At 61.0% G+C, this 20,177-nt stretch carries 22 protein-coding genes; 9 read left to right on the forward strand and 13 right to left on the reverse strand.

What is annotated here, in order from left to right:
• Nucleotides 1–291: 291 nt before the first annotated feature.
• Nucleotides 292–1,083: a class I SAM-dependent methyltransferase gene (locus MSKU9_RS05230; protein ID WP_227002381.1), complete on the reverse strand. Its 792-nt coding sequence runs from the start codon at nt 1,081–1,083 to the stop codon at nt 292–294.
• Between the two features lie 280 nt (nt 1,084–1,363).
• On the opposite strand from MSKU9_RS05230, the gene MSKU9_RS05235 reads away from it, so the two are divergent.
• Nucleotides 1,364–2,287 (forward strand): DMT family transporter, encoded by a 924-nt coding sequence (locus MSKU9_RS05235; RefSeq protein WP_227000832.1) that lies wholly within the window; start codon nt 1,364–1,366, stop codon nt 2,285–2,287.
• 143 nt (nt 2,288–2,430) lie between these two features.
• On the opposite strand, the gene MSKU9_RS05240 is transcribed toward MSKU9_RS05235, so the two are convergent.
• Nucleotides 2,431–3,339: a sulfurtransferase gene (locus MSKU9_RS05240; protein ID WP_141260288.1), complete on the reverse strand. Its 909-nt coding sequence runs from the start codon at nt 3,337–3,339 to the stop codon at nt 2,431–2,433.
• A 171-nt stretch (nt 3,340–3,510) separates the two neighbouring features.
• Nucleotides 3,511–4,914: a M20/M25/M40 family metallo-hydrolase gene (locus MSKU9_RS05245; protein WP_141260289.1), complete on the reverse strand. Its 1,404-nt coding sequence runs from the start codon at nt 4,912–4,914 to the stop codon at nt 3,511–3,513.
• A 284-nt stretch (nt 4,915–5,198) separates the two neighbouring features.
• Here MSKU9_RS05245 and MSKU9_RS05250 point away from each other — a divergent pair, with 284 nt between their 5' ends.
• Both MSKU9_RS05250 and MSKU9_RS05255 read left to right on the forward strand, forming a co-directional pair.
• Nucleotides 5,199–5,387, forward strand: a complete 189-nt coding sequence (locus tag MSKU9_RS05250) for a CsbD family protein (RefSeq protein WP_193557639.1) — start codon at nt 5,199–5,201, stop codon at nt 5,385–5,387.
• 119 nt (nt 5,388–5,506) lie between these two features.
• A complete protein-coding gene (locus MSKU9_RS05255) occupies nt 5,507–5,746 on the forward strand; it encodes a hypothetical protein (RefSeq protein WP_025438756.1) in 240 nt (79 codons plus the stop codon).
• Nucleotides 5,747–5,755: 9 nt separating this feature from the next.
• Here the strand turns inward: MSKU9_RS05255 and MSKU9_RS05260 are convergent, their stop codons facing one another.
• On the reverse strand, nt 5,756–5,959 hold the full coding sequence (locus MSKU9_RS05260; protein ID WP_141260291.1) for a hypothetical protein: 204 nt from the start codon (nt 5,957–5,959) through the stop codon (nt 5,756–5,758).
• A 42-nt stretch (nt 5,960–6,001) separates the two neighbouring features.
• Nucleotides 6,002–7,273, reverse strand: coding sequence for a DUF2075 domain-containing protein (locus MSKU9_RS05265; protein WP_141260292.1), 1,272 nt, complete (start codon nt 7,271–7,273; stop codon nt 6,002–6,004).
• A 163-nt stretch (nt 7,274–7,436) separates the two neighbouring features.
• Between MSKU9_RS05265 and MSKU9_RS05270 the strand changes: the two genes are divergently transcribed.
• Together MSKU9_RS05270 and trhA are read left to right on the forward strand one after the other, a co-directional pair.
• Nucleotides 7,437–7,688: a hypothetical protein gene (locus MSKU9_RS05270; protein WP_141260293.1), complete on the forward strand. Its 252-nt coding sequence runs from the start codon at nt 7,437–7,439 to the stop codon at nt 7,686–7,688.
• A gap of 472 nt (nt 7,689–8,160) precedes the next feature.
• Nucleotides 8,161–8,832 carry a PAQR family membrane homeostasis protein TrhA gene (trhA, locus tag MSKU9_RS05275; protein WP_141260294.1) on the forward strand — a complete coding sequence of 224 codons (672 nt, stop codon included), beginning with the start codon at nt 8,161–8,163 and terminating at the stop codon, nt 8,830–8,832.
• Between the two features lie 510 nt (nt 8,833–9,342).
• Here trhA and MSKU9_RS05280 read toward each other — a convergent pair.
• The gene (locus tag MSKU9_RS05280; RefSeq protein WP_141260295.1) at nt 9,343–10,797 is read right to left on the reverse strand and encodes a sugar porter family MFS transporter; all 1,455 of its coding nucleotides are present in this window, start codon (nt 10,795–10,797) and stop codon (nt 9,343–9,345) included.
• A gap of 205 nt (nt 10,798–11,002) precedes the next feature.
• Between MSKU9_RS05280 and MSKU9_RS05290 the strand changes: the two genes are divergently transcribed.
• On the forward strand, nt 11,003–12,331 hold the full coding sequence (locus MSKU9_RS05290) for a DUF6056 family protein (RefSeq protein ID WP_141260296.1): 1,329 nt from the start codon (nt 11,003–11,005) through the stop codon (nt 12,329–12,331).
• Between the two features lie 136 nt (nt 12,332–12,467).
• Here the strand turns inward: MSKU9_RS05290 and MSKU9_RS05295 are convergent, their stop codons facing one another.
• Entirely contained in the window at nt 12,468–12,764 is a 297-nt protein-coding gene (locus MSKU9_RS05295) for a hypothetical protein (protein WP_141260297.1), read from the reverse strand.
• Nucleotides 12,765–12,949: 185 nt separating this feature from the next.
• Here MSKU9_RS05295 and MSKU9_RS05300 point away from each other — a divergent pair, with 185 nt between their 5' ends.
• A complete protein-coding gene (locus MSKU9_RS05300; RefSeq protein ID WP_141260298.1) occupies nt 12,950–13,138 on the forward strand; it encodes a hypothetical protein in 189 nt (62 codons plus the stop codon).
• 235 nt (nt 13,139–13,373) lie between these two features.
• On the opposite strand, the gene MSKU9_RS05305 is transcribed toward MSKU9_RS05300, so the two are convergent.
• The 4 genes from MSKU9_RS05305 to MSKU9_RS05320 all read right to left on the reverse strand — a co-directional run bounded on the left by MSKU9_RS05305 (nt 13,374) and on the right by MSKU9_RS05320 (nt 17,067).
• The gene (locus MSKU9_RS05305; RefSeq protein WP_141260349.1) at nt 13,374–13,670 is read right to left on the reverse strand and encodes a hypothetical protein; all 297 of its coding nucleotides are present in this window, start codon (nt 13,668–13,670) and stop codon (nt 13,374–13,376) included.
• Nucleotides 13,671–13,773: 103 nt separating this feature from the next.
• A complete protein-coding gene (gene adhP, locus MSKU9_RS05310; RefSeq protein WP_141260299.1) occupies nt 13,774–14,808 on the reverse strand; it encodes an alcohol dehydrogenase AdhP in 1,035 nt (344 codons plus the stop codon).
• 139 nt (nt 14,809–14,947) lie between these two features.
• Nucleotides 14,948–16,207: a cystathionine beta-lyase gene (gene metC, locus MSKU9_RS05315; RefSeq protein ID WP_141260300.1), complete on the reverse strand. Its 1,260-nt coding sequence runs from the start codon at nt 16,205–16,207 to the stop codon at nt 14,948–14,950.
• Nucleotides 16,208–16,218: 11 nt separating this feature from the next.
• Nucleotides 16,219–17,067, reverse strand: coding sequence for a sulfurtransferase (locus tag MSKU9_RS05320; protein WP_141260301.1), 849 nt, complete (start codon nt 17,065–17,067; stop codon nt 16,219–16,221).
• A 118-nt stretch (nt 17,068–17,185) separates the two neighbouring features.
• Here MSKU9_RS05320 and MSKU9_RS05325 point away from each other — a divergent pair, with 118 nt between their 5' ends.
• Together MSKU9_RS05325 and MSKU9_RS05330 are read left to right on the forward strand one after the other, a co-directional pair.
• Entirely contained in the window at nt 17,186–18,262 is a 1,077-nt protein-coding gene (locus MSKU9_RS05325) for an AI-2E family transporter (protein WP_141260302.1), read from the forward strand.
• Entirely contained in the window at nt 18,259–18,957 is a 699-nt protein-coding gene (locus MSKU9_RS05330) for an endonuclease/exonuclease/phosphatase family protein (protein ID WP_141260303.1), read from the forward strand. The genes MSKU9_RS05325 and MSKU9_RS05330 overlap by 4 nt, the downstream gene beginning before the upstream one ends.
• A 15-nt stretch (nt 18,958–18,972) precedes the next feature.
• On the opposite strand, the gene MSKU9_RS05335 is transcribed toward MSKU9_RS05330, so the two are convergent.
• Together MSKU9_RS05335 and MSKU9_RS05340 are read right to left on the reverse strand one after the other, a co-directional pair.
• Nucleotides 18,973–19,374 carry a cytochrome c3 family protein gene (locus tag MSKU9_RS05335; RefSeq protein WP_227002382.1) on the reverse strand — a complete coding sequence of 134 codons (402 nt, stop codon included), beginning with the start codon at nt 19,372–19,374 and terminating at the stop codon, nt 18,973–18,975.
• On the reverse strand, nt 19,362–20,066 hold the full coding sequence (locus tag MSKU9_RS05340; protein WP_141260304.1) for a ferric reductase-like transmembrane domain-containing protein: 705 nt from the start codon (nt 20,064–20,066) through the stop codon (nt 19,362–19,364). The genes MSKU9_RS05335 and MSKU9_RS05340 overlap by 13 nt, the downstream gene beginning before the upstream one ends.
• Between the last annotated feature and the right edge of the window lie 111 nt (nt 20,067–20,177).

Raw genomic sequence — 20,177 nt, forward strand, 5'->3', positions numbered from 1 at the left:
GGTATGCTGGCCTTTTCGCTGGCCGCCATGACTGTCCACCCAGGGCAGGCAGCCCGGTCATGACGGCACCGGCCTGACCCGCTGCGCGAATCTGCCTTTCCCGACCACCCCCGTCACGACGGATACAACCGGCAGCTTGCCATAGCCGACGCCCTGCCCCCGGCCGTAACCGACCAGCCTGTATGCTGGCCTGTCTTATTGATCGAAAGTACGGCCCCGGCAAAAGATTGGATGACAGTCCTGTCCGAAAATACATGTACAGGCTGCCGTCATGTCTGTTGCTTGCAGTCCCTAATCGACCTTGCGGAACTTCAGCTCAAAGTTGTCGCCTTCGCCAATCGCCTGATATTTCGCATGATCGACAGCCCCCAGCGCATAGGTGGGCGGTAGTGTCCACACACCTTTTGGCCAGTCCGTCGTATCCTTGGGATTGGCCGCGACTTCCGACGCGCCGACAAGCTTGAATCCGGCACGTTCGATCTGGGCAATCGCGTAATCCTGCCGGACATATCCGCTTTCCGCTGCGGGATCCTGCGGCCGGGTCGGGCGGGCGCGATGATCTTCCACACCGAAGATGCCGCCGGGTTTGAGTGCCCTGTGAACAGCCGCCAGCAACTCGGGCGTATCCTTGTCCTGCATCCAGTTATGGAGGTTACGGAAGGTCAGGATCACGTCGGCGGTGCCCGCTGGCGCCAGATCCGGGTGGGCATGCCCGAACTCCGTATAACGAATACGGTCATAAAGATCCGGATGCGCATCGACACGGGCCTTCATCGCCGCGGGCCAGTCGGCATATTCACGCTCGACCTCCGTCCCGTCCGGCACGCCCATCGCGGCGTAATAGATGCCCTTGTCCCGCAACAGCGGTGCGAGGATTTCAGTCCAGTAACCACCGCCCGGCCATATCTCCACAACTGTGGCACGTGGCGTGACACCATAGAACGAAAGCAGTTCGTAAGGATGCCGTGCCCCGTCGCGTGCCACCAGATCGGGGGTACGGGTGGATGCGGTGACCGCAGCGCGCAGGGGCTGGCCGGCGGGTGCTGCCATTGCGGGCATCGCGGTTGCAAGGCAGGCGATCACGTATAACGAATTCCGTATGTACACTTTGCCCGGTCCTTCCGATATTGGCATCGAAGTCATTACGATATCATAATTTATCATGAGCGCCATCCGCCTGCGCCCGGCGTCTCTTTCCAGGGCAGCGGTTCGGCAGATTGCCATGCCGTCCCACGGATCTGCGCCACCGGCCCGCGATGTATGCCACCCGGACAAGGTTGGCATGCCAGAATGTTCCGATTTCGCAATAGCTGCCCATATCATCATCGGATATATGTGACGCGCAGCCGCCTTCGGAGCCGTCATGGACCGCCTTCACAGCCGCACTGTCGGCATTTTCCTTGTTGCACTGTCCGCCGTGCTGTGGAGTACGGCGGGCCTGTTTGTGCGGATGAGTCATCTGGACACGTGGACCATCGTGGCATGGCGATCGTTCTTTTCCTTCGTGACGCTCGGTGGCTTTGCCGTCGTGCATTACCGGGGCGAACTTGGCCGCGTCATCCTGCGGCAGGGATGGCCGGGAGCATGCGCCGTAGCCGTGTCGGTGGTATCGGCCATCTGTTATGTCATGGCCCTGCGGATGACGACCGTAGCGAATGTCATGATCATCTATGCCGCCCTGCCCTTCATCACCACGGGCATTGCCTTCATCTGGCTGCGCGAACGGGTCACCATGCGTTTTCTTGTGGCGGGCGGTATCGCAATCGCGGGCATTGCCATCATGGGCCGGGCGGCGGCAGGCCCGCGCGACCTGCTGGGGATTGGCGCGGCCGTAATCATGACAATTGGTTTCGCAACACAGCTGGTACAGGTGAAGCGGTATCCATCGCTGGACATGACCATCATCATCACCCTGATGTCAGGGATCTGCATGCTGGTGGCCGTTCCTTTCATGCGGCCTGATATCCCGTCGTTCCAGTCCCTGCTGGCCTGTGCCCTGTTCGGTATCCTGACGATGGGGGTGGCCTATATGCTGCTGCTGAAGGGCGGACAGCTGATTTCCTCGGGCGAGGCTGGCTTCGTCTCGATGCTGGATGTTCCCCTTGGCCCGTTATGGGTCTGGTTTTTCTATGGCGAACGCCCGACCGGGGCGGTCATGGGTGGTGGGGCCATCGTGCTGGGGGCCGTTGCATGGTACCTGCTGACCAGCCGCGCGCCAGACACTGCCCGCACCGTCACCAGCCCGACATGGGCCGCGTCCGACAGCCCCACCGTCCCCCATCAGTAATCGTGGGTGTGTTCCGACGCCTTAAAATGACACATTGATAAAAGTTTCAGGGCGCCGCCTTTGGAGAAAAGGACGGCATTTCCTGAAGCTTGTTGAAAAAAGATTCGCCAAAAGCGTCTTTTGCCCAGCAGGACACCTTCTAGTTACGCCTGGCGTTCCCGATACGGGGCCGCAGCCTTGGGCAGACCATCTTCGATCGGCAGGGCGGGATTGCGGGACCATTCGTTCCACGAACCCATGTAAATCCGCAGGCGACTGAAACCGGCGGATGCCAGCGCGACATAGGTATTGGCCGCCCGCGCGCCCTTGAAGCAGTAAATGATGATGTCATCATCGGGCCGCAGGCCACGGCTGGCGGCAAGGGCGCGGATTTCATCGGCGCTGCGGAAGGCAGCGTGGTTGTCGGTGACTTTCATGAAGTCATACCACTCGATCCACACCGCACCGGGCATGCGTCCCTTGCGCGGGGCGAAATCGACGCCATACGGCGACGAGCTTTCACCCAGCCATTCCACCCGGTCACGATTATCCAGCAGCCTGACCGTGGGCGATCCCAGGGCCGCGCGCACATCTTCATATGTGGCCATGAGACCGGCATTGATATGCAGCGGGAATGTGGTGCGCGCGGGCGTGACGGTTTCGGTGGTCAGTGCCCCGCCACTTCTGCGCCATGCGCTCAGTCCGCCATCCAGGATACCGACGGCGGGATAACCGAGGTAACTGAGGATCCAGTAACCCCGGCATGACGCGCCATAGCGGGTGTGCAGGGCATCTTCGTAAACGATGGCGGTCTTTTTTCCATCCAGCCCGTAATCCGCGAACAGACTGGCGAATGTCTGCTGCAGCATATGCAGCCCGTCCTGCGTGGTTTCCGCGAGATAGGTAAAGATGTCGGGCATGTTGACCGCACCCGGGATATGACCCGCGTCAAAATCCTTGCGGTCGCGCACATCGATTACGACCGCGTCGCCACTGGCAAGCAGCCTGCGCACATCATCAGGCGAATAAAGAACAGTTGTCGGCATTACGGCTTCCTGCATGGTTCGGGACATTGTCCCTGCCCTATCAGAAACACGGCAGGCCTGCATCCTGCCCCACGCAGGTTAGCCATCACCGGGGCGCAGGCGCGCATCCCTTTCCCGGGCATGACCCGCTGCAGGTGTATGGGAAAGCGTAGGGAAACGCCGCCTTTTTGAAACAAAGGCGGCGTCTGGAACATACTCTCAGTTGGACAGGTCGGGAATGATGGACAGCAGGAAGTCCACGCCCGGCGCAATGGCGGCCACCGGCGTACGTTCGTTCAGGCCATGCATGAAGTTTTCCGACGGCTTGATGAACAGCGGGCTGGCTTCATAGCTGGGCACGTTATGGGCGCGGAACCACATGTTGTCCGACGCCCCCGCCTCCATGGACGGGATGACCGGCAGGCCGGGATACACGCCGTGGATCGCCTTGTTCACCGCGTCAACGAAGCCCTTATCCATCGGGGAGGCGTCGGTCGCGACCGATGACCCGACCGAAACGTCACGCACCTGCACGTTCGGGTCGGCAATCACCTTCTGCAGTTCGGCCATGATGTCAGCCTTGGAATGGCCGGGGAAGATGCGACAGTTGATGTTGGCCGTCGCCCGCTGCGGCAGGGCGTTCAGCGCATGGCCCCCGTTCACCATCGTGGCGACGCAGGTCGTCCCGATCTTGCCCACCATGGACGGGTCGGCCGACAGGGTTGCGATTGCCTTCCGGTCCGCCGGGTTGGCGGCGAACGCCTTCATCGCCGTCCCCAGCCTGCCCGGCTCCAGCTTTGCCGCCCCTTCGAAATAGGCGCGGGTAATGTCATTTTCCTCCGGCCTGAACTGGTATTTCTGGATGCGCGACAGAGCCGCCGACAGTTCGGCAATCGCGTTGTCGGCCCGGGGTTCGGACGAATGGCCACCGGGGTTGGTCACCGTCAGTTCGTAATCGGCATAGGTCTTTTCCGCCGCTGCCCAGGCAAAATATTCCGGCTTGCCGGTCTGTTCGTTCAGCACGCCGTCAGCGCCATCGACATTCAGCACCATGCCCGCATCAGACAGCTTGTCCGCCAAAGCAGCACCACTGTGCATGTCCGTTTCCTCATCCCCGGAGAAAGCAAGGATGATCGTACGCTTCGGCTTATAACCCTCGCGCCGCAGTTCGATGAGGGAGGCAATCGCCAGCGTATCATCCAGCTTCATGTCCGTGGCCCCACGACCGAACAGGTAGCCGTTCTCCACCACCGGAGTGAACGGATCACGCTTCCAGTCAGCGGGTTTCGCCTCCACCACGTCCATGTGGCCCAGCACCACCAGCGGCTTGAGCGACGGGTCGGTACCATGCCACGTGGCGGTCATGTACATGGTTTTTCCCACCGGGACGATCTGAATGTCCTTTTTGGAAAAACCACCGGCCACCAGTGCCTTGCTGAACAGTTTGGCCACGTCCGCCGTCCTGTTGTCCGGCCCGGCGACCGAGCGCAGCGCGATCGCCTTTTCCGCAAGGTCCAGCGCCTGTGCATCCGCCTGCGGGTGCGGCATCACATCGGCAAGCGCCATGGGGGGAAGCAGGACCGGAAGGGCCGTAACGGCAAGCAGGGCCACGACTTTGCGCATTGATCGGGTACTTTCCAAAATTATTATTTCGATAAAATAATGACATGGAACCGTCCCGCGTGCCAGTCGTCCCGCAATGGGCACCGGACATACGATGGTGGCTGGCGCAGGGGCGAAATACGGCCATGGGCGTGGCCGGACGGGTCATGTGGCAGGCGCAACGGCAGACCCTATGCATTAATTGTCTGTCAGATATGCATTAATTGTTGCATGAACATATGCATCATGCTGTTGTCTGACATGCGCATGGCGCAGCATTCTTTCCATTGGATGAAAGGTCTGACATGGATCGTTTCAAGACGATGCTTAGCGGTCGCACCAACATGCTGCTGGGCCAACTGAAACAGGAAATCGGCTACGCCACGGGCCTGCGGCGGCTGGAGCGTCAGGGCATCGCACAGGAAATGCGGGGGTTTTCCCAGACCGCCCGCCTGCACCGCATGGCCGCCATGGAGCGGTCCGAACAGGGCTGAACGTCCCCTCCCCCATACATGATGACAAACGCATAACCGCATCGCGCGCATGGAGGTTGCCGGGAAACCGGCAGCCCGTACGATGGCCGCATCACTCAATCCATTCAGGAATGACGGCCATGAGCAAAGACCAGATCATCGACATGCCCTTCACCACGGACGCCATGAAGGCGGCCATTGAACGGCGCATCATCCAGGCGCCCGGCCTGTCCGATTCCCAGAAGCATGACCTCAGCGTGACCCTTGCAGGTCTTGATGCCGCGAAGCTGGCCACGCTGGTTGAAACCGTGCTGGGCCATGCCATTGAATCCGGCTCTGAAATTCTGCCCTACCTGCAGCGTCTGGGCCAGCGCGGCTGACTGGCTGTTTCAGGATAAACGTTTCCGGGTGCCGCCTTTTTCCAAAAGGCGGTGTTCCCTGAAGTTTTTTGGAAAAACTTTACCAAAAACGTCTTCCTGACCTGCGCGCCGTTTCAGAACGGGCTTGCAGGCATCAAAGACCGACCGCAGGTGCAACGCCCTGACCGCCGCTTTTCCTGCCCGAAAAATGGCATGGTGCGGCCTGTCCGGCATTATGACATTCTCTACCTGATCGCCTGTCGCCACAGCCAGCAGCTATGTTACCGTCTGGTCAGCGGCGCATGCCTGCACCACCGGAGCGGCCGCGCGGGCTTTCCACAACGCCGCCAGGCGGGCATGCAGCCGTGGATCACTGGCGTAGATATACAGCCCCCTGCTCCCCCGCGTCATAAGTACGTTGATGGAATTGAGGATAATGCGTTCCATCACCGCCTGCGGGTTGTCCACCCCATCCCGCCCGGTAAAGGCCGCCCTGTCCTCATACCGTGACGGATCGACCACGATCCGGTCGGTGGCGGGGTCACAGGTCACGGACGGGCCAAGGATCACACCCGCGTAATTCAGGTCGAACCCCTGAATGGTATAGACCGAACCGACCTCATCAATCGTATCGGGCCGTTCCGCCCATGGCAGGCGCGCCTGTGGCATGGCGCGGTCCCAGCGCAGGTGAAAACGCCCCTCGGTAATAAAATGATCCTGTCCGTTCAGGGTATAGGGATAATCATACGTCGCCAGCATGCGGCACAGACCATACCGGTCGTTGCGCTGCCTTATGGCTTCGTACATGGTCTGCGCGTCGTCAAATATCCGGAAATCAAAGGGCTGCGGGGCCGGCAGGGCCAGCAGCCTGCCGTCACGCAGCGCGTGGATCCACGCCATGACATCCGCATGGGCATGCACGCGGAACTGCTGGTCCAGCCTGCGGGTCACGACCGGGTAGCCCGCCACAAGCTGGCGCAATGTGGCGTCATTCCACAGGCTCTTGAACTTCAGCACCTGACAGGGGTCGAATATGATGACCACGATATGGGCATGGCGGATGATTTCCGCCAGCTGGTTATCCTGCCGGAAACGGTTGTAGGGATCGCTGCGGGTCAGCAGCAGGTGCGCCTCATCCACCAGCACGATATCGGCCCGGCCGTCACGCACCGACATCTGGTTGATGAAGGTCGTAGGGCGTTCGAAATCCTTCTTGCGCAGGCAGGGCTGGGTTTCGGAAATATTGCGGTACAGCTTGATCATTTCCGGATGGTTGACCAGCAGCCAGTTGCGGCTGTCATGCAGCGGGTCCTGCGCGTCCCTGCCCCGCGCCGCATCCTGTATCGCGGTAAACAGGGTGTTGAGCAGCAGGCTCTTTCCCGTTCCCGCATCCCCTTCGATAATGAACAGCGCGTGGTCATCCGCCCGGTGGGCGCGGCAGAAGGCCATCACCTCCGCCTTCAGGGCCTGCTGCTGGCCCGTCAGCGCCATGGTGGGGGCAAGGCGTGCAAGCGCACTGTCAGGTGCGTGGTCAATGGGGTCTGGCATGTCTGTCCCTTCTGGTGCTCCCCTTTTATGCCGCGGGACGGCTGACCAGATATGTGAAATATGACGCAAGGGCATGTGTACCCTATTGGTTTTCCTGCCCTGCCATACGTTATATCATCCATCCACGCGCATACCGCGCATCATTCAGACAGGATTGCCCATAATGACTGACAAACCCACCGCCGCTGCACGCGAACACATGCACAAGCTGGCGGACAAGGGCCTGAAGGAACCCAAGCTGCTGACCAAGGAAGAGGTGATTTCCCTGGGCCAGCACGTCGCCAAGGAACATGGCCGCGCCACCGAGGCCGATCATGAAATCGCCAAAAAGGCCCAGCACAACCCCGAAGGCATCACGGCAACCGAAATCAAGGCCCTGTGCAACCACGTCAAGGGCGAACGCACGGCCCGCTAAGGGCCGGGGCCGGGGCCGGGGAACATCGGATCGGGCATATGTACGCCCCCGTGTTCCCCGGTTCATTCTACTGCAACCGTTTAAAATGGTGTTTTGATAAATCAAAAATTTGGAGTGCTGTCTTTTTTACAAAGGCGGCGTCTTCGCAAGTTTTTTGAAAAAAGCTTTACCAAGAAGTTTCTTATATTTTTTCAGGCAGGCTTTTAAAAGAAACACAGCAGCCGAGTGTTTCCATTATTCCCTTGCAGCATAAAGATATGCCCTGCCTGCACCACCTTTTTGCAGGATACGGATCGGCCACTCCATCATGGGACGTGGACTATATGATCCGTAGACAACCGGATGGGACAGGTAACGGACCCAGCCTGCGGGACAATTCACGCAGGCATGATCTTTTTTGCATATATGGAAACAGACTTATTCATTATATGGGACCGGACCTGCGGAAAAATAAGGAGTATTTTCCGCTGCCATGAATACCCGCACACGTTTTCCCATCTATTCCCTGTCCGAACGGGCGGCCGACCTGCTGGTGCATGTCATTGGCGTGGTGGGATTGGGGTATGGCGTGCTGTGGCTGGTACATACCGCCATGATGTCCCACTCGGGGCTGGAGTCCGGGGTAACGCTGCTGTACTGCGGGGCAATACTGGGCACGTGCCTGTCCTCGGCCGCCTATAATTTCTGTCCGTCATGCTGGCTCAAGGGCGGGTTGCAACGTGTTGACCAATCCGTAATCTTTGTCGCCATTGCCGCAACCTACACCCCTTTCATCCTTCTGGGTGGGCATGGCCGGGGCAGTCTGTGGTTCTGCGCCCTGTTGTGGGCCATGGCCGGAACGGGCGTACTGGCCAAGATGTGTTTCTTCACGTGGTCACGCCGCTTTCACGTCGTGCCCTATCTGTGTGTTGCGTGGGTTTTCTTCCTGTGTCCCGACCCGCTGGTGTGGACGCTGCCGACACCTGTCTTTTTCCTGATCGTGCTGGGACTGATGTTCTTCTGTATCGGCGTTGTATTCTACATGCGTGAAAACATGCCGTTTTCCAATGCGCTGTGGCATGTGATGGTCGTACTGGGCGCTGGCACGCACATGGCCGCCGTGGGGGCCATGCTGCTGCATTACAGCCGGGGACCGATGCAATGAAGGCAATCAGGATTATGGCGGAATATTACCGCTTCCCATTATGGGATGTGACACAGGGAGAATAAGACGACATGGATCCCGGTCCCTTGCCTCCATCTGATGATCTGAAAAGAAGACTGTCTGACCGGGCACATGAATATGGATGATCCGAAAAGGTCCGGTTTCAAAAATCTGAAAGATGAAGAGCGATTCACGAATACAGGAACCGCCATTACGGAAAAATGCGGGCAGATCTGGGACCTTAATATTCAATTACCTTTAGATACTAAATTAAATTACAATAATACATTTTCCTTACTCATACACATCAAGTGAAAAAAGAAAATTCCTGCCTTGTGTTCTTCATGCCATCCTAACAGAATGTAATGAACAGGCGTATTCACATGATAATACGACTGACATGACGGCAGGATCGCCCCGACAACCATACCGCACGCCGTTACATCCAGATCATGATTGAAACAGGATGCCCCAGGCCACGGCAACGGGTTACGCCCCTGCCAATCAGACCTAACGCCCGATTTCACGCAGTGGTCGACCGGCCTCCAGATGCTGTTCGATCACGTCCAGCGGCACATCACGGGTTTCGGGCACCAGTGCCAGCGTAAACAGCACGAACACTACGTTCATCACGCTGAACCCGGCAAAGGTCCAGCCTGCCCCGGCCACTGACACAATACTGAGAAACGTGTTGCTGACCGCCCAGTCCATGCCCCAGTTGGCCAGCGTGGAGCAGGCAACGCCAAAATCCCGTCCCTCGATCGGCTGGATTTCCGAACACAGGGTCCACACCAGCGGCCCGGCCCCCATGCCAAACCCCGCCACGAATACCAGTAACGCCGCCATCAGCGCCAGTACCGCGCCAGGCCCCTGCAGGTGCATCCCCTCGATCACGCCAGCGGCAGCCAGCGCCACCGCCATGATGACACAGCTTGTCACCAGCAGCGGCCTGCGCCCCCAGCGCGAGACCATGAAGATGGCCAGCACGCCCACCACCGCATTGACAGCACCGACCATGACCGTAGCCCATGCGGCGGCGGAGGTGCCGAAATGCGCGCCCTCCAGTATCTTGGGCGCGTAATACATCACCACATTGATGCCGGTCAGCTGCTGCATGATCTGCAACCCGATGCCAAGGGCGACGGAACGGCGGAAAAACGGTTTGGTGCGCAGCAGGGCAAAGCCGCCCACCGGCTTGCCCGCGCCCAGTTCGCGACGGATGTTGTCCAGTTCCCGGTCCGCCGTCGCTTCATCCCCACGCAGGCTGCGCAGGACCTTGCGGGCTTCCCCGAACCTGCCTTTTGCCGCAAGCCATGACGGACTGGATGGCAGGAACGCGCATCCCATGAACAGCAGTACCGCCGGAATGACCGGCAACCCCACCATCAGCCGCCAGTGCCCCCCACCCGACAGAATGCCGCCAGCCAGGTATCCCAGCAGGATTCCCGCCGACTGCAGCATGGAAAAGGTGGTCACCATGGTGCCGCGCATGCGTCCCGTCGTCAGTTCGGAAATATACAGCGGCGCAGTAAAGGTGCAGATGCCAATGGCCGTCCCGATCAGGAACCGCCCCAGCAGGATCTGCCCGATCAGGCCCGCCGTGGCACATAACAGCGCGCCCAGCCCGATCAGCAGCGTGGCCGTACCCAGCGCCAGCCTGCGGCCGAAGCGGCTGGAAAACACCCCCGCACCACCCGATCCCAGCAGCGCACCCACCATCAGAACCGATACCACCCATTCCTGCGCCCGGGCAGAAGCATGGAAATCACGACCGATGAAGCCCAGTGCTTCCGCGATCAGCCCGGTATCCAGTCCCACCAGCAACCCCGCACATGCCGTGGTCAGGGCCGCGCGTGCTGCCCCCCCGCCAGCACCGGAGGATGGTGGCGGAGACCCGGCAGTGGCCGGGGTGACGGGTACCGCGCCATGCGGGGAGGCGACGGATTGATCGGCAGGCTGTAACACGTGGCTCTATCCCCTGATCTCCGGCATGATCGTAATTGACGGGGCCGGTCAGGCTGGATTCATAGGCGATGCGGCAGCACCGATCCATGATACAACCCCAGTCACGGATCAATTGCACGAACGGCCCGGGGTCAGAGCATATCGTTTTTCCGTAAGACCCCCACCGTCATGACGGAACCCCGGACCGGCAGAGGCGCAGTATCGAATGAAACCACCCGCAAGCATCTTCCCCCGTCCCGAACCCGGCGCACGGGTGGGGCTGGCGCTGTGCCTTGTCTTCCTGCTGTGGGCCAACTGGGTCACGCCGCTATGGGCGGATGATTACTGCCGCACCATGCCCTTCAACCCCGCCACCATCATGCGCATTGTATGGGGCAATTACAATTTCTGGACGGGGCGGTGGTTCACCACGCTGGTGACCTTTTTCGTGCTGGACCTGCGGCCCTATGGCTCACTCGTGGCCTTCGCAGTGGTGAATGCGGCCATATTCACCTTTCTGGTGCATGTGGTGGTGCATATGTGCCGCGCGGTGGCGGGCCAGGCCGCCCCTGTCTACTGGCGGGACGGGATGGTGCAGTACCTGCTGGTGTTCCTCATGCTGTGGTGGCTGCCCCGCACCATTGGCGAGGTCGCGTTATGGAAAACCGGGGCCATCGGCTACCTGTGGCCCGTGGCGGGAGAGATGTGGCTGCTGGCGCGCATCGTATCACGCCGCACCGACATGAACATGGCGCAGCATGTTACCGTTTTCCTGATCGCCACGTTCCTTGAACCACTTTCGCTGCTGCTGACGCTGGTACTGCTCGGATATGTCTTGCATGCATGGAAACGCGGACAGCGCGCGCCATGGGCGCTGCTGTGCAGCCATGGCGCAGGCACGCTGGTACTGGGAATCGCGCCGGGCAACTATGTGCGCATGCGTACCATGGTTCCCAGCCCGGTCATGGACCGGCTGGATGGACTGCTGGGCAATCTTGGCAGCCTGTTTGACCCGTTCTGGGTGCCTTTTGTGATGATGATCGGCATTGGCCTGTTTCTGGGCCGACGGCATCTGTCTTTTCCCGCCTGCCTGCGCGCGGGGCACGGGATATGGTTTGTCGGACTGTCGCTGGCCTACATGGCGCTGCTGCTCATGTTCCCGCGCGAAGCACTGGCCGCGCGGGTGTCCTTTCCCGCCAGCGTGCTGCTGGTGAGCTACCTGACCTGCCTGCTGTTTACCTGCCCTGTCGGGCGCGGCTTCAGCGCGGTCGTGGCGCTGGGCTGTGCCGGGCTGGTTGTCATGCATATGGTAATCGTGGTGCCGGATCTTACGCAACTGGCCCGCATAAGCCGCGACCAGGTGGCCAGCACGCGCGAACAGGTCGCCCGTGACCAGCCGGTTATCCTGCCCCGGGTCACGATGGGGCCACGGCACAAGCTGCTTTATGTGCGCAAGGACATCATTTTCGTAGGTATAAACCCCGACCCGCACAACATGCTGACCATGTGTTTCGCACGCGCCATGGGGGCATCTTCCGTCAGGTCCGTGCCCTGACGGAAGGCTTTCTGAAAGTAACCGGACAGTAAAAAGTAATAAAAGTTTCTGGGAGCCGACTTTCTTCAAAAAGTCGGCGCCTCCTAAAGCTTTCTGAAAAAAGCTTTACCAAAAACTTCTTCTTTCAACCGGTCTTTTACTGGCCACTGTTATTGGGTGGCGGCGCAGACTGCGATGCCCCTTCAGGCGGGCCATTCTCGGGCTGCTGCTGCTGGTTTTCACGCGCTTCCTTGCGCGCGTGATGGCGTCGCACCATGCCAGCGGCACACCCGGCTGCCGCCCCGCCCTTGCCATGGCCACTGCCAACGAAATGGCCCGCCACCCCACCGGCGACGGCCCCCTTGACGCAGCCCCCCGGTTCCGCCCCGGCCGTAAGTGGCAGGGCAAGGATTGTCGTGGTGGCAAGGGCCAGAACGGTACGCCTGAAAAACATATCTTATCCCATACAGGTTAGTGTTCACTCCGTTCAACGATATGGCACGGTGCGGGTTCCACCCCGTTTCATTCCCGTGCGGTTTCAAGGGGCAGCAGGGACCGGCAGTCATGCAGGCGCAACGGTTGCCAGCTACCGTCCCGTATTTCATCCTCTGTCCATCAACCCAACGGGAGAATACGACCATGGCCAAAGAACCGACAGACGTCATCCATGCTGCCCTGATCCATGCCGCCGCAACCCTGACGGCCGCAAAGAAGGAAGTGATGGAAAAGGCGTCCCCTGACGAGGTGAAGAAGCATTTCAAGACTTTCCTTCACACGCTGGAAGCAGGCTGGCGCGAACATGAAGCGGGCGATCACCACCATTCCTGATCGCCTGGCGTGATATAAAAAAAGGGGGGCGATGCCGAATGGCGTCGCCCCCCTTTTTTATATCCTTCCCGGACGGGATGGGACGGTAGTCATGCACGCCCAGATATCCTTCGGCCCGACCGGCAAGATATAAGAAAGTTTTGGGAAAAGCTTTTTTTCAAAAAGCCCGAAGGAACGCCGCCTTTAAAAAAGACGACATCCAAAAACTTCCATGACTTTCCTTTAAATAACCCGCTTAGCGATGCCCGGTGAAGAACTGGCTCATATCGCCCTTGGTCTTGTGGCCCCACTTATCCAGCTTCTTGCCGGTCCGGTCGCCCCAGTCCTTGGCGCTGTCAGTCTTCTCGGCGGCCTTTTCGTGCGCTTCATGGGCCTTTTCACGGGTCTCCGCACTGGTTTCATGTGACTTGAGACGTACCTCACATTCCGCATGATCCGTTACACCGTCGCAGGCATCCGCCAGTGCCGGGGTCAGGGTTGCGACATTCAGTCCGGTTGCGCACAGCCCTGCCAGAATCAGCGTTTTTTTCATCATAATCCTACCCGTCCTAAATGTTTTCGAATACGGGCGTGGACGCACCGGTGCGTCCACGCCGTGTCTGTATTCCAAACGCACCCGACAACGCGAAGTTGCCTTACGCTCCGTTACGGAAGTCCAGAACGACGCGCCCTTCCACGCGGCCATGTTCCAGATTGTCGAAAATGGTGTTGATGTTTTCCAGCTTATCGGGGCTGACCACCGTCGTGACCTTGCCATCGGTGAAAAAGGACATGGCTTCGATCATGTCCAGCCGCGTGCCCACAATCGACCCGCGTACGGTCGTGCCGTTCATGACCATGTCAAAGATCGACAGCGGGAAGTCCCCGGGCGGCAGACCATTCAGCACCACCGTGCCGCCACGACGCGCATAACCGACGGCCTGACTGAACGCCTTGTCCGACACGGCGGTGACCAGCACGCCGTGCGTGCCACCCGTCTGTTCACGGATATAGGCGACCGGATCCTGCTTCAGCGCGTTGACGGTCACGCGCGCGCCCAGCTTGCGCGCTTCTTCCAGCTTTTCATCGCTGATATCCACCGCCGCCACATTCAGGCCCATGGCCACGGCGTACTGGATGGCCATCTGCCCCAGACCACCCGCGCCGGAAATGGCGACCCATTCCCCGGCCCGGGTATCCGTCATCTTCAGGCCCTTGTATACCGTCAGCCCCGCACACAGCACGGGTGCTGTCTTGATCGGGTCGATATCTTTCGGCAGGTGGGCAACGTAATTGGGGTCGGCCACCACGTATTCGGCAAAGCAGCCATTGACGGAATAGCCGGTGTCTTCCTGCTTTTCACACAGGGTTTCCCACCCGCCCAGACAGTGTTCGCAATGCCCGCAGGCCGAATACAGCCACGGCACGCCCACCACGTCACCGGTCTTGATCCAGTTGACGTTGCTGCCGACCTCAACCACATGGCCGATGCCTTCATGCCCCGGAATGAACGGGGGTCTGGGCTTGGTGGGCCAGTCGCCACGGGCGGCATGCAGGTCGGTATGGCAGACGCCGCAGGCATCGACCTTGACCAGGATCTGGTTGGAGTTGATCTGCGGAATGTCCAGTTCCTCGATCGTCAGCGGCTTGCCGAATTCCCGTACAACCGCAGCCTTCATCTTTCCAGCCATCTTGCACCTTCTGTTCCGATGTCATGGCCCCGGCCATGGAGCCACCGTTACCTGCGCCACCCGCCCGGCCAGCATGGCCGGACGGGGGCATGTATGGGGCCAGTGTTTCACCCCCGCCCTGTCGCAGCCTTGATCTACGTCAGCCTGTCCCCCGCCCTGCGCGGGCGGCAGACATGCCATCCAGACCACGCGCCAGATCAGCCACCAGCAGCCCGCCCGCTTCCAGCCCGATATGCAGCCGGCAGGCCGGTCCTTCAGCCGTAACCGACCGGCATGAACGTGAAATCCCGCCCGTGGTCGGCAGCACAAGGCTTTCGTACCCGCCCCATGACGCGCCAATACCGAAATGCTGCAGGCCGTCGATCATGGCAGTCATGTCGGCGGACGTGAAACCGGCATCAAACACCACGCTGAACAGCGAGGACGCGCCGTTGAAATCCCGCGCCCAGAATTCATGCCCCGGGCATGACGGCAGCGCGGGATGCAGCACGCGCCGCACTTCGGGCCTGGACTGCAGCCACAGCGCCACCGCCAGCGCCGTGGCCGCCTGGCGTTCCTGCCGTGCCCCCATGGTGCGCAGGCCACGCAGGGTCAGCCAGCAGTCATCCGGCCCCGCCGTCTGGCCTGCCTGTATCGCGGTGTCGCGCAGTGGCCGCCAGTCCGCATCCGACGCCACCGTGACCGCGCCGATAATGGTGTCGGAATGACCAGCCGCATATTTGGTCAGCGCCTGCACCGATACATGCGCCCCGTGCGCAAACGGGTTGAACAGGCCGATGCCCCATGTGTTGTCCACCACCAGCCGCGCGCCGATGCTGGCGGCAAGACGGCCCAGCATTGGCACATCCTGCACCTCGAACGAATGGCTGCCGGGACTTTCGGCAAAGATCAGGCGGGTACCGGGCTGCACCAGCGCCCGCAGGTCCGCTTCGGTCGCCATGGGGGGGAAATAGGTGATCTCCACACCGAAACGCCGCAGCACCCTGTCGGCAAAGCGCCGGGTGGGACCATAGACGGAATCGGACAGCAGGCAGTGATCTCCCCCCGCCAGATACGCCAGCAGCGGCAGCGTGCAGGCCGCAAGCCCCGATGGCACGATCTGCGCATGGGTTCCGCCCTCGATTTCGGCAATGACCGCTTCCAGCCGGTGCTGGATGGGGGTCCCCATGGCGCCGTATATCAGTTCCGGCCCGTAGCGGCCGTGACCGGCGCGGTCCATGGCCTCCAGGCTGGAAAACAGCACGGTCGATCCGCGCTCGGCTGCGGGATTGACGAATACGCCCCTGTCGCCTTCGGGCGTATCGCGCCCAAGCTGGACCAGCCGCGTGGACATGTCGCGCCAGCCGCGCACGACACGTTCAAGCAGGTCAGGCGGCACCAGCATCATGGGATCGGTCATCTCGTCCGCCCTTACGCGCCGCACACGATGGGCGAATCAGGCGTGGACGCCCATTCCGCCCATGACCCGTCATAAACCGCAGGCTCCCCCGCGCCCGCCCCGATGCTGACCAGCGCGAGAGCGATCATGCACGCGGTCATGCCGCTGCCGCATGAACAGGTGACGGCGGTGGTGTCAGCAACACCAAGACCCGCGAATTTCCCCTTCAGCGTATCAGCCGGCAGGAAGCGGCCATTATCATCCAGCAGTTCGGTATAGGGCAGGCTGCGGGCACCAGGCATGTGGCCTGATTCGATCCCGGCTCGGGGTTCGGGGTCCCGGCCTTCGAACCGGCCCCGGCTGCGCGCATCCAGGATCAGCCCCGGCAGGCGGCCGTGCACGATATCCAGCACGTCACCCGTGCCGTGCAGCCGGTCATAGCGCGGGCGGCTGACAAAGGGCGCGGGGGCGGCAAGGTCCGGCCCGCTTTCCAGCGGCAGGCCGGCACTTTTCCATGCGGTCAGTCCACCTTCGAGCACCTGCACCTGTTCATGGCCGAACAGGCGGGTCAGCCACCATGCACGCGCCGCACACGCCATGCCGTCCTGATCATAGAACACGATGCGTTTCGTGTTGGCCATGCCGCGTTCGGTCGCAAGCCGGGCAAAGCGCGCCTGACCGGGGATGGTGTGCGGCAGCGGGGAATCCGGGTCAGAGAACGTGTCGATGTCAAAGCGCACTGCACCGGCGATATGGGCGTTGGCAAAACGCTGCTGCGGATCAAAGGTCTGCCCCGGCAACGCCATGGAGGCATCAAGCACAAGGATATCGCCGTGTTGGATGGCCTGTGCCAGATCACTGGCTGAAATCAGCGGATGCATACCTTCTCCCGGTGTTTAGGAATTGCGTGTCGCACAATAAGGTGCAGCATACGGCATGGGAACGAAAGTCCTGAACATTTGTCTTTCGTTTAATGGCAGGAGGGGATACGCCACCGCTATGGTCGAACGTATCATGATGGGACTGATGCTGGGGGGGATCGCATTCGGCTGCGTCCTGATCCTGTATCCGTTCATGACCGCACTGCTGTGGGCTGCGATCCTGACCTTTTCCACATGGCCGGTGTTCATGCGGCTGCGGCGGCACATGTCGCTGCTGCCCGCGGCCCTGATCATGACGGTACTGTGCGCGCTGGTGCTGGTGGTGCCACTGGCCGCCGTGGTGTCCAGCAGCATTGCCGATGTCCCGGCGACACTGCAGTACATCGTTGACACGGTGGGCACGCTGCACCTGCCGCCACTGCCCGCACGTATTGCACATATTCCGCATTTCGGTCCTGAAATAGTTGAAAAATGGCAGAAATGGTCGGTTGATATCGGCAGCATAGACCAGGTCGTGCGGCCCTATGCCGGGCGTATCGGGCAATCCATTCTCAGCGCCATGATGCAGCTGGCCAGCGGGCTGGCGCACCTGGCCATGGCGCTGTTCATTTCCTTCTTCTTCTGGCTGGGTGGCGACGCGCTGGGCGATACCTTCGTTGCCGTGGTACGGCGGATCGCAGGCGTTTATGCCGACCGGATCCTGCGCATCGTGGGACGGACCATACGCGGCACGGTGTACGGCATCCTTGGCACCGCCATCATACAGGGCATCCTGACCAGCATCGGCTTTGCCATCGCGGGTATTTCCAGCCCCGTGCTGCTGGGGGCGGTCACCGCCTTTGTCGCGGTGCTGCCCATCGGCGCGCCGCTGATCTGGATCCCCGCCGCCGTGTTCCTGCTGCTGACCCACCATCCGGGCTGGGGCATTTTCCTGCTGCTGTATGGCACGATCATCGTATCGGGAGCGGACCACATCATCAGGCCCATGTTCATCGCACGCGGGGCGCAGATGCCCTACCTGCTGACCGTGCTGGGCGTACTGGGTGGCGTGCTGACATTCGGGGGACTGGGCATTTTCCTTGGTCCTGTCCTGATTGGCGTGGGCTATACCCTGACTGCCGAATTCGCTGCCGGTGACCCCCGGTCCAAAGACCCCATTCCTGATGAGATACGCGAGCCGTTTATCGAACCATGACCCTAGCGCGCCCCTACCTTCGCCTGCCGTCCATCCAGCCCCGCCATGGCACGCCGCCGCAGATGGACCTGACCCCGCCCGATCGTGAGGGCGAGGCGATCAAGATCGTCAGCTGGAACCTGCTGCGCCGCATCGGGGCGACGGTGCGCGACGTGATCGACCTGATCCGCACCGAACGGCCTGACCTTATGCTGATGCAGGAAGCGACGGTGGAAATCGACACCCTGCCCACCCTGATCGGCGGGCATTACGCACGTTCCCCCCTGCCCGGCCGCATACACGGGCTGGCATGCTGGAGCCCGTGGCCCTACCGCCGCCAGCCGCTGACCTGCACCCTGCCCGCGGGCACGCTGATCCGCCGGGTGGCGCAGATCGTGGATTGCGGGCCGGTTACGGTGGCCAATGTCCACCTGTCGCACGGGCAGCTGCTCAACCGCCGGCAGTTGCGCCGCGTCGTGCAGATCCTGCCGCATCAGGCTGCCATCCTGGGGGATTTCAACCAGGTCGGTCCCGCCCTGATCCGGCATTTCCGTGACGTGGGGCCACGCGAGCCCACGCACCGCATGGCCGACATGCTGCCCATCCGGCTGGACCGCTGCCTTGTGCGCGGCCTGACCTGTGTCGAGCGCCACGTGATCGAGAATTACGCATCCGACCACCGCCCCATTTCCGTCCTGCTCAAACCCACGCGCTGACCCCGTCGCACCGGGTCAGAGCAGCCGGCCATGCGCCTGCATGTCGGGCCTGCGAACATGGCAGTCGCGACATTCATGCACCGGCCCCGCCTGCCGTCCCTGCTGCTGCAGGTTCAGGTGGCAGCCTTCGCACAGTTCATGAAACTGGTCGCGGATGATGGGGACAAGTTCCGGCGTTTCCCTGTGACAGGCAATGCAGGTGCGATGTGTCGCAGGCGTCATCACCGGCTTGAGGAAATCATGGTGACAGGTGACGCAGTTATAGCCCCCATGCGCGCGATGGTGGAACACAAGGGGTATGTCCTGCCCCGTCGCAACCGTCATGCGGTGCCCCACCACCAGCAGGGCGAACAGGCCCGCAAGCCCGATCACCGTCAGCAAAGGTGCCATGGCGCGCCGCAGGCCTAGTGCCGCCATAACACGAACACCACCGTTTCGGACACGACCGCGCACAGCATGACACCCGCCAGCCTGCGGGCCAGATACGCCGTATGCAGCCGCCGCCTGCGCCCGTCACGACGCATGGGCATGCGCGCCAGCATCCAGCGTTCCCCCACCGGCAGCATGCAGGCCACCAAGGCAACCCCGATACACATCCAGACCTGCCACCACACGGCCACATGCACCCGTGTCGCCACGACATGGAAAACAGAAGCCCCCAGCACCGCCATGGCCAGCAATGCGTGTGAGCGGCGGAACATGGCCGCCGTTGCATAAAGCCCGCGCCGCACGCGCTGCAGCGCAAGGCATGGCGTCACCACCGCCAGCAGCGCCGCCGCAGCGCCAAACTGCATGCCGGGCGTGCCCGATGGCCACAGGTCATACAGCGTCTGCGGATCGAGCCATATGATCCCCCCGGCATGCAGGGTTACAAACCCGACAAACAGCCACGCCAGCCAGCGATGCAGGGTCAGGAAAAACCGACCATCGAAAAAGGGTTCGGGCAGCGGACGCCCCGTCAGGGCAAACAGCGTGAGTAGCAAAAACAGCGCCGAAAACCCGCACAGCATGCTGACGTCCCACCCGATGGACAGGTGCATGACGCCTTGCGGCCAGAAACACAGCAGGAAGACGCTATAGGCCGCAAACAGTGGCAGGGTCAGGAACATGCGACACTCAATATATGCGGCATGGCCATAAAAGATCATTTCGAGACAGGCTGTTGATGAAAAGAATAAAGGTTTTTGGTGAAGCTTTTCTTCAGAAAAGCTTCGAAAGAC

Source organism: Komagataeibacter diospyri (assembly GCF_006538165.1).
Classification (GTDB): Bacteria; Pseudomonadota; Alphaproteobacteria; order Acetobacterales; family Acetobacteraceae; genus Komagataeibacter; species Komagataeibacter diospyri.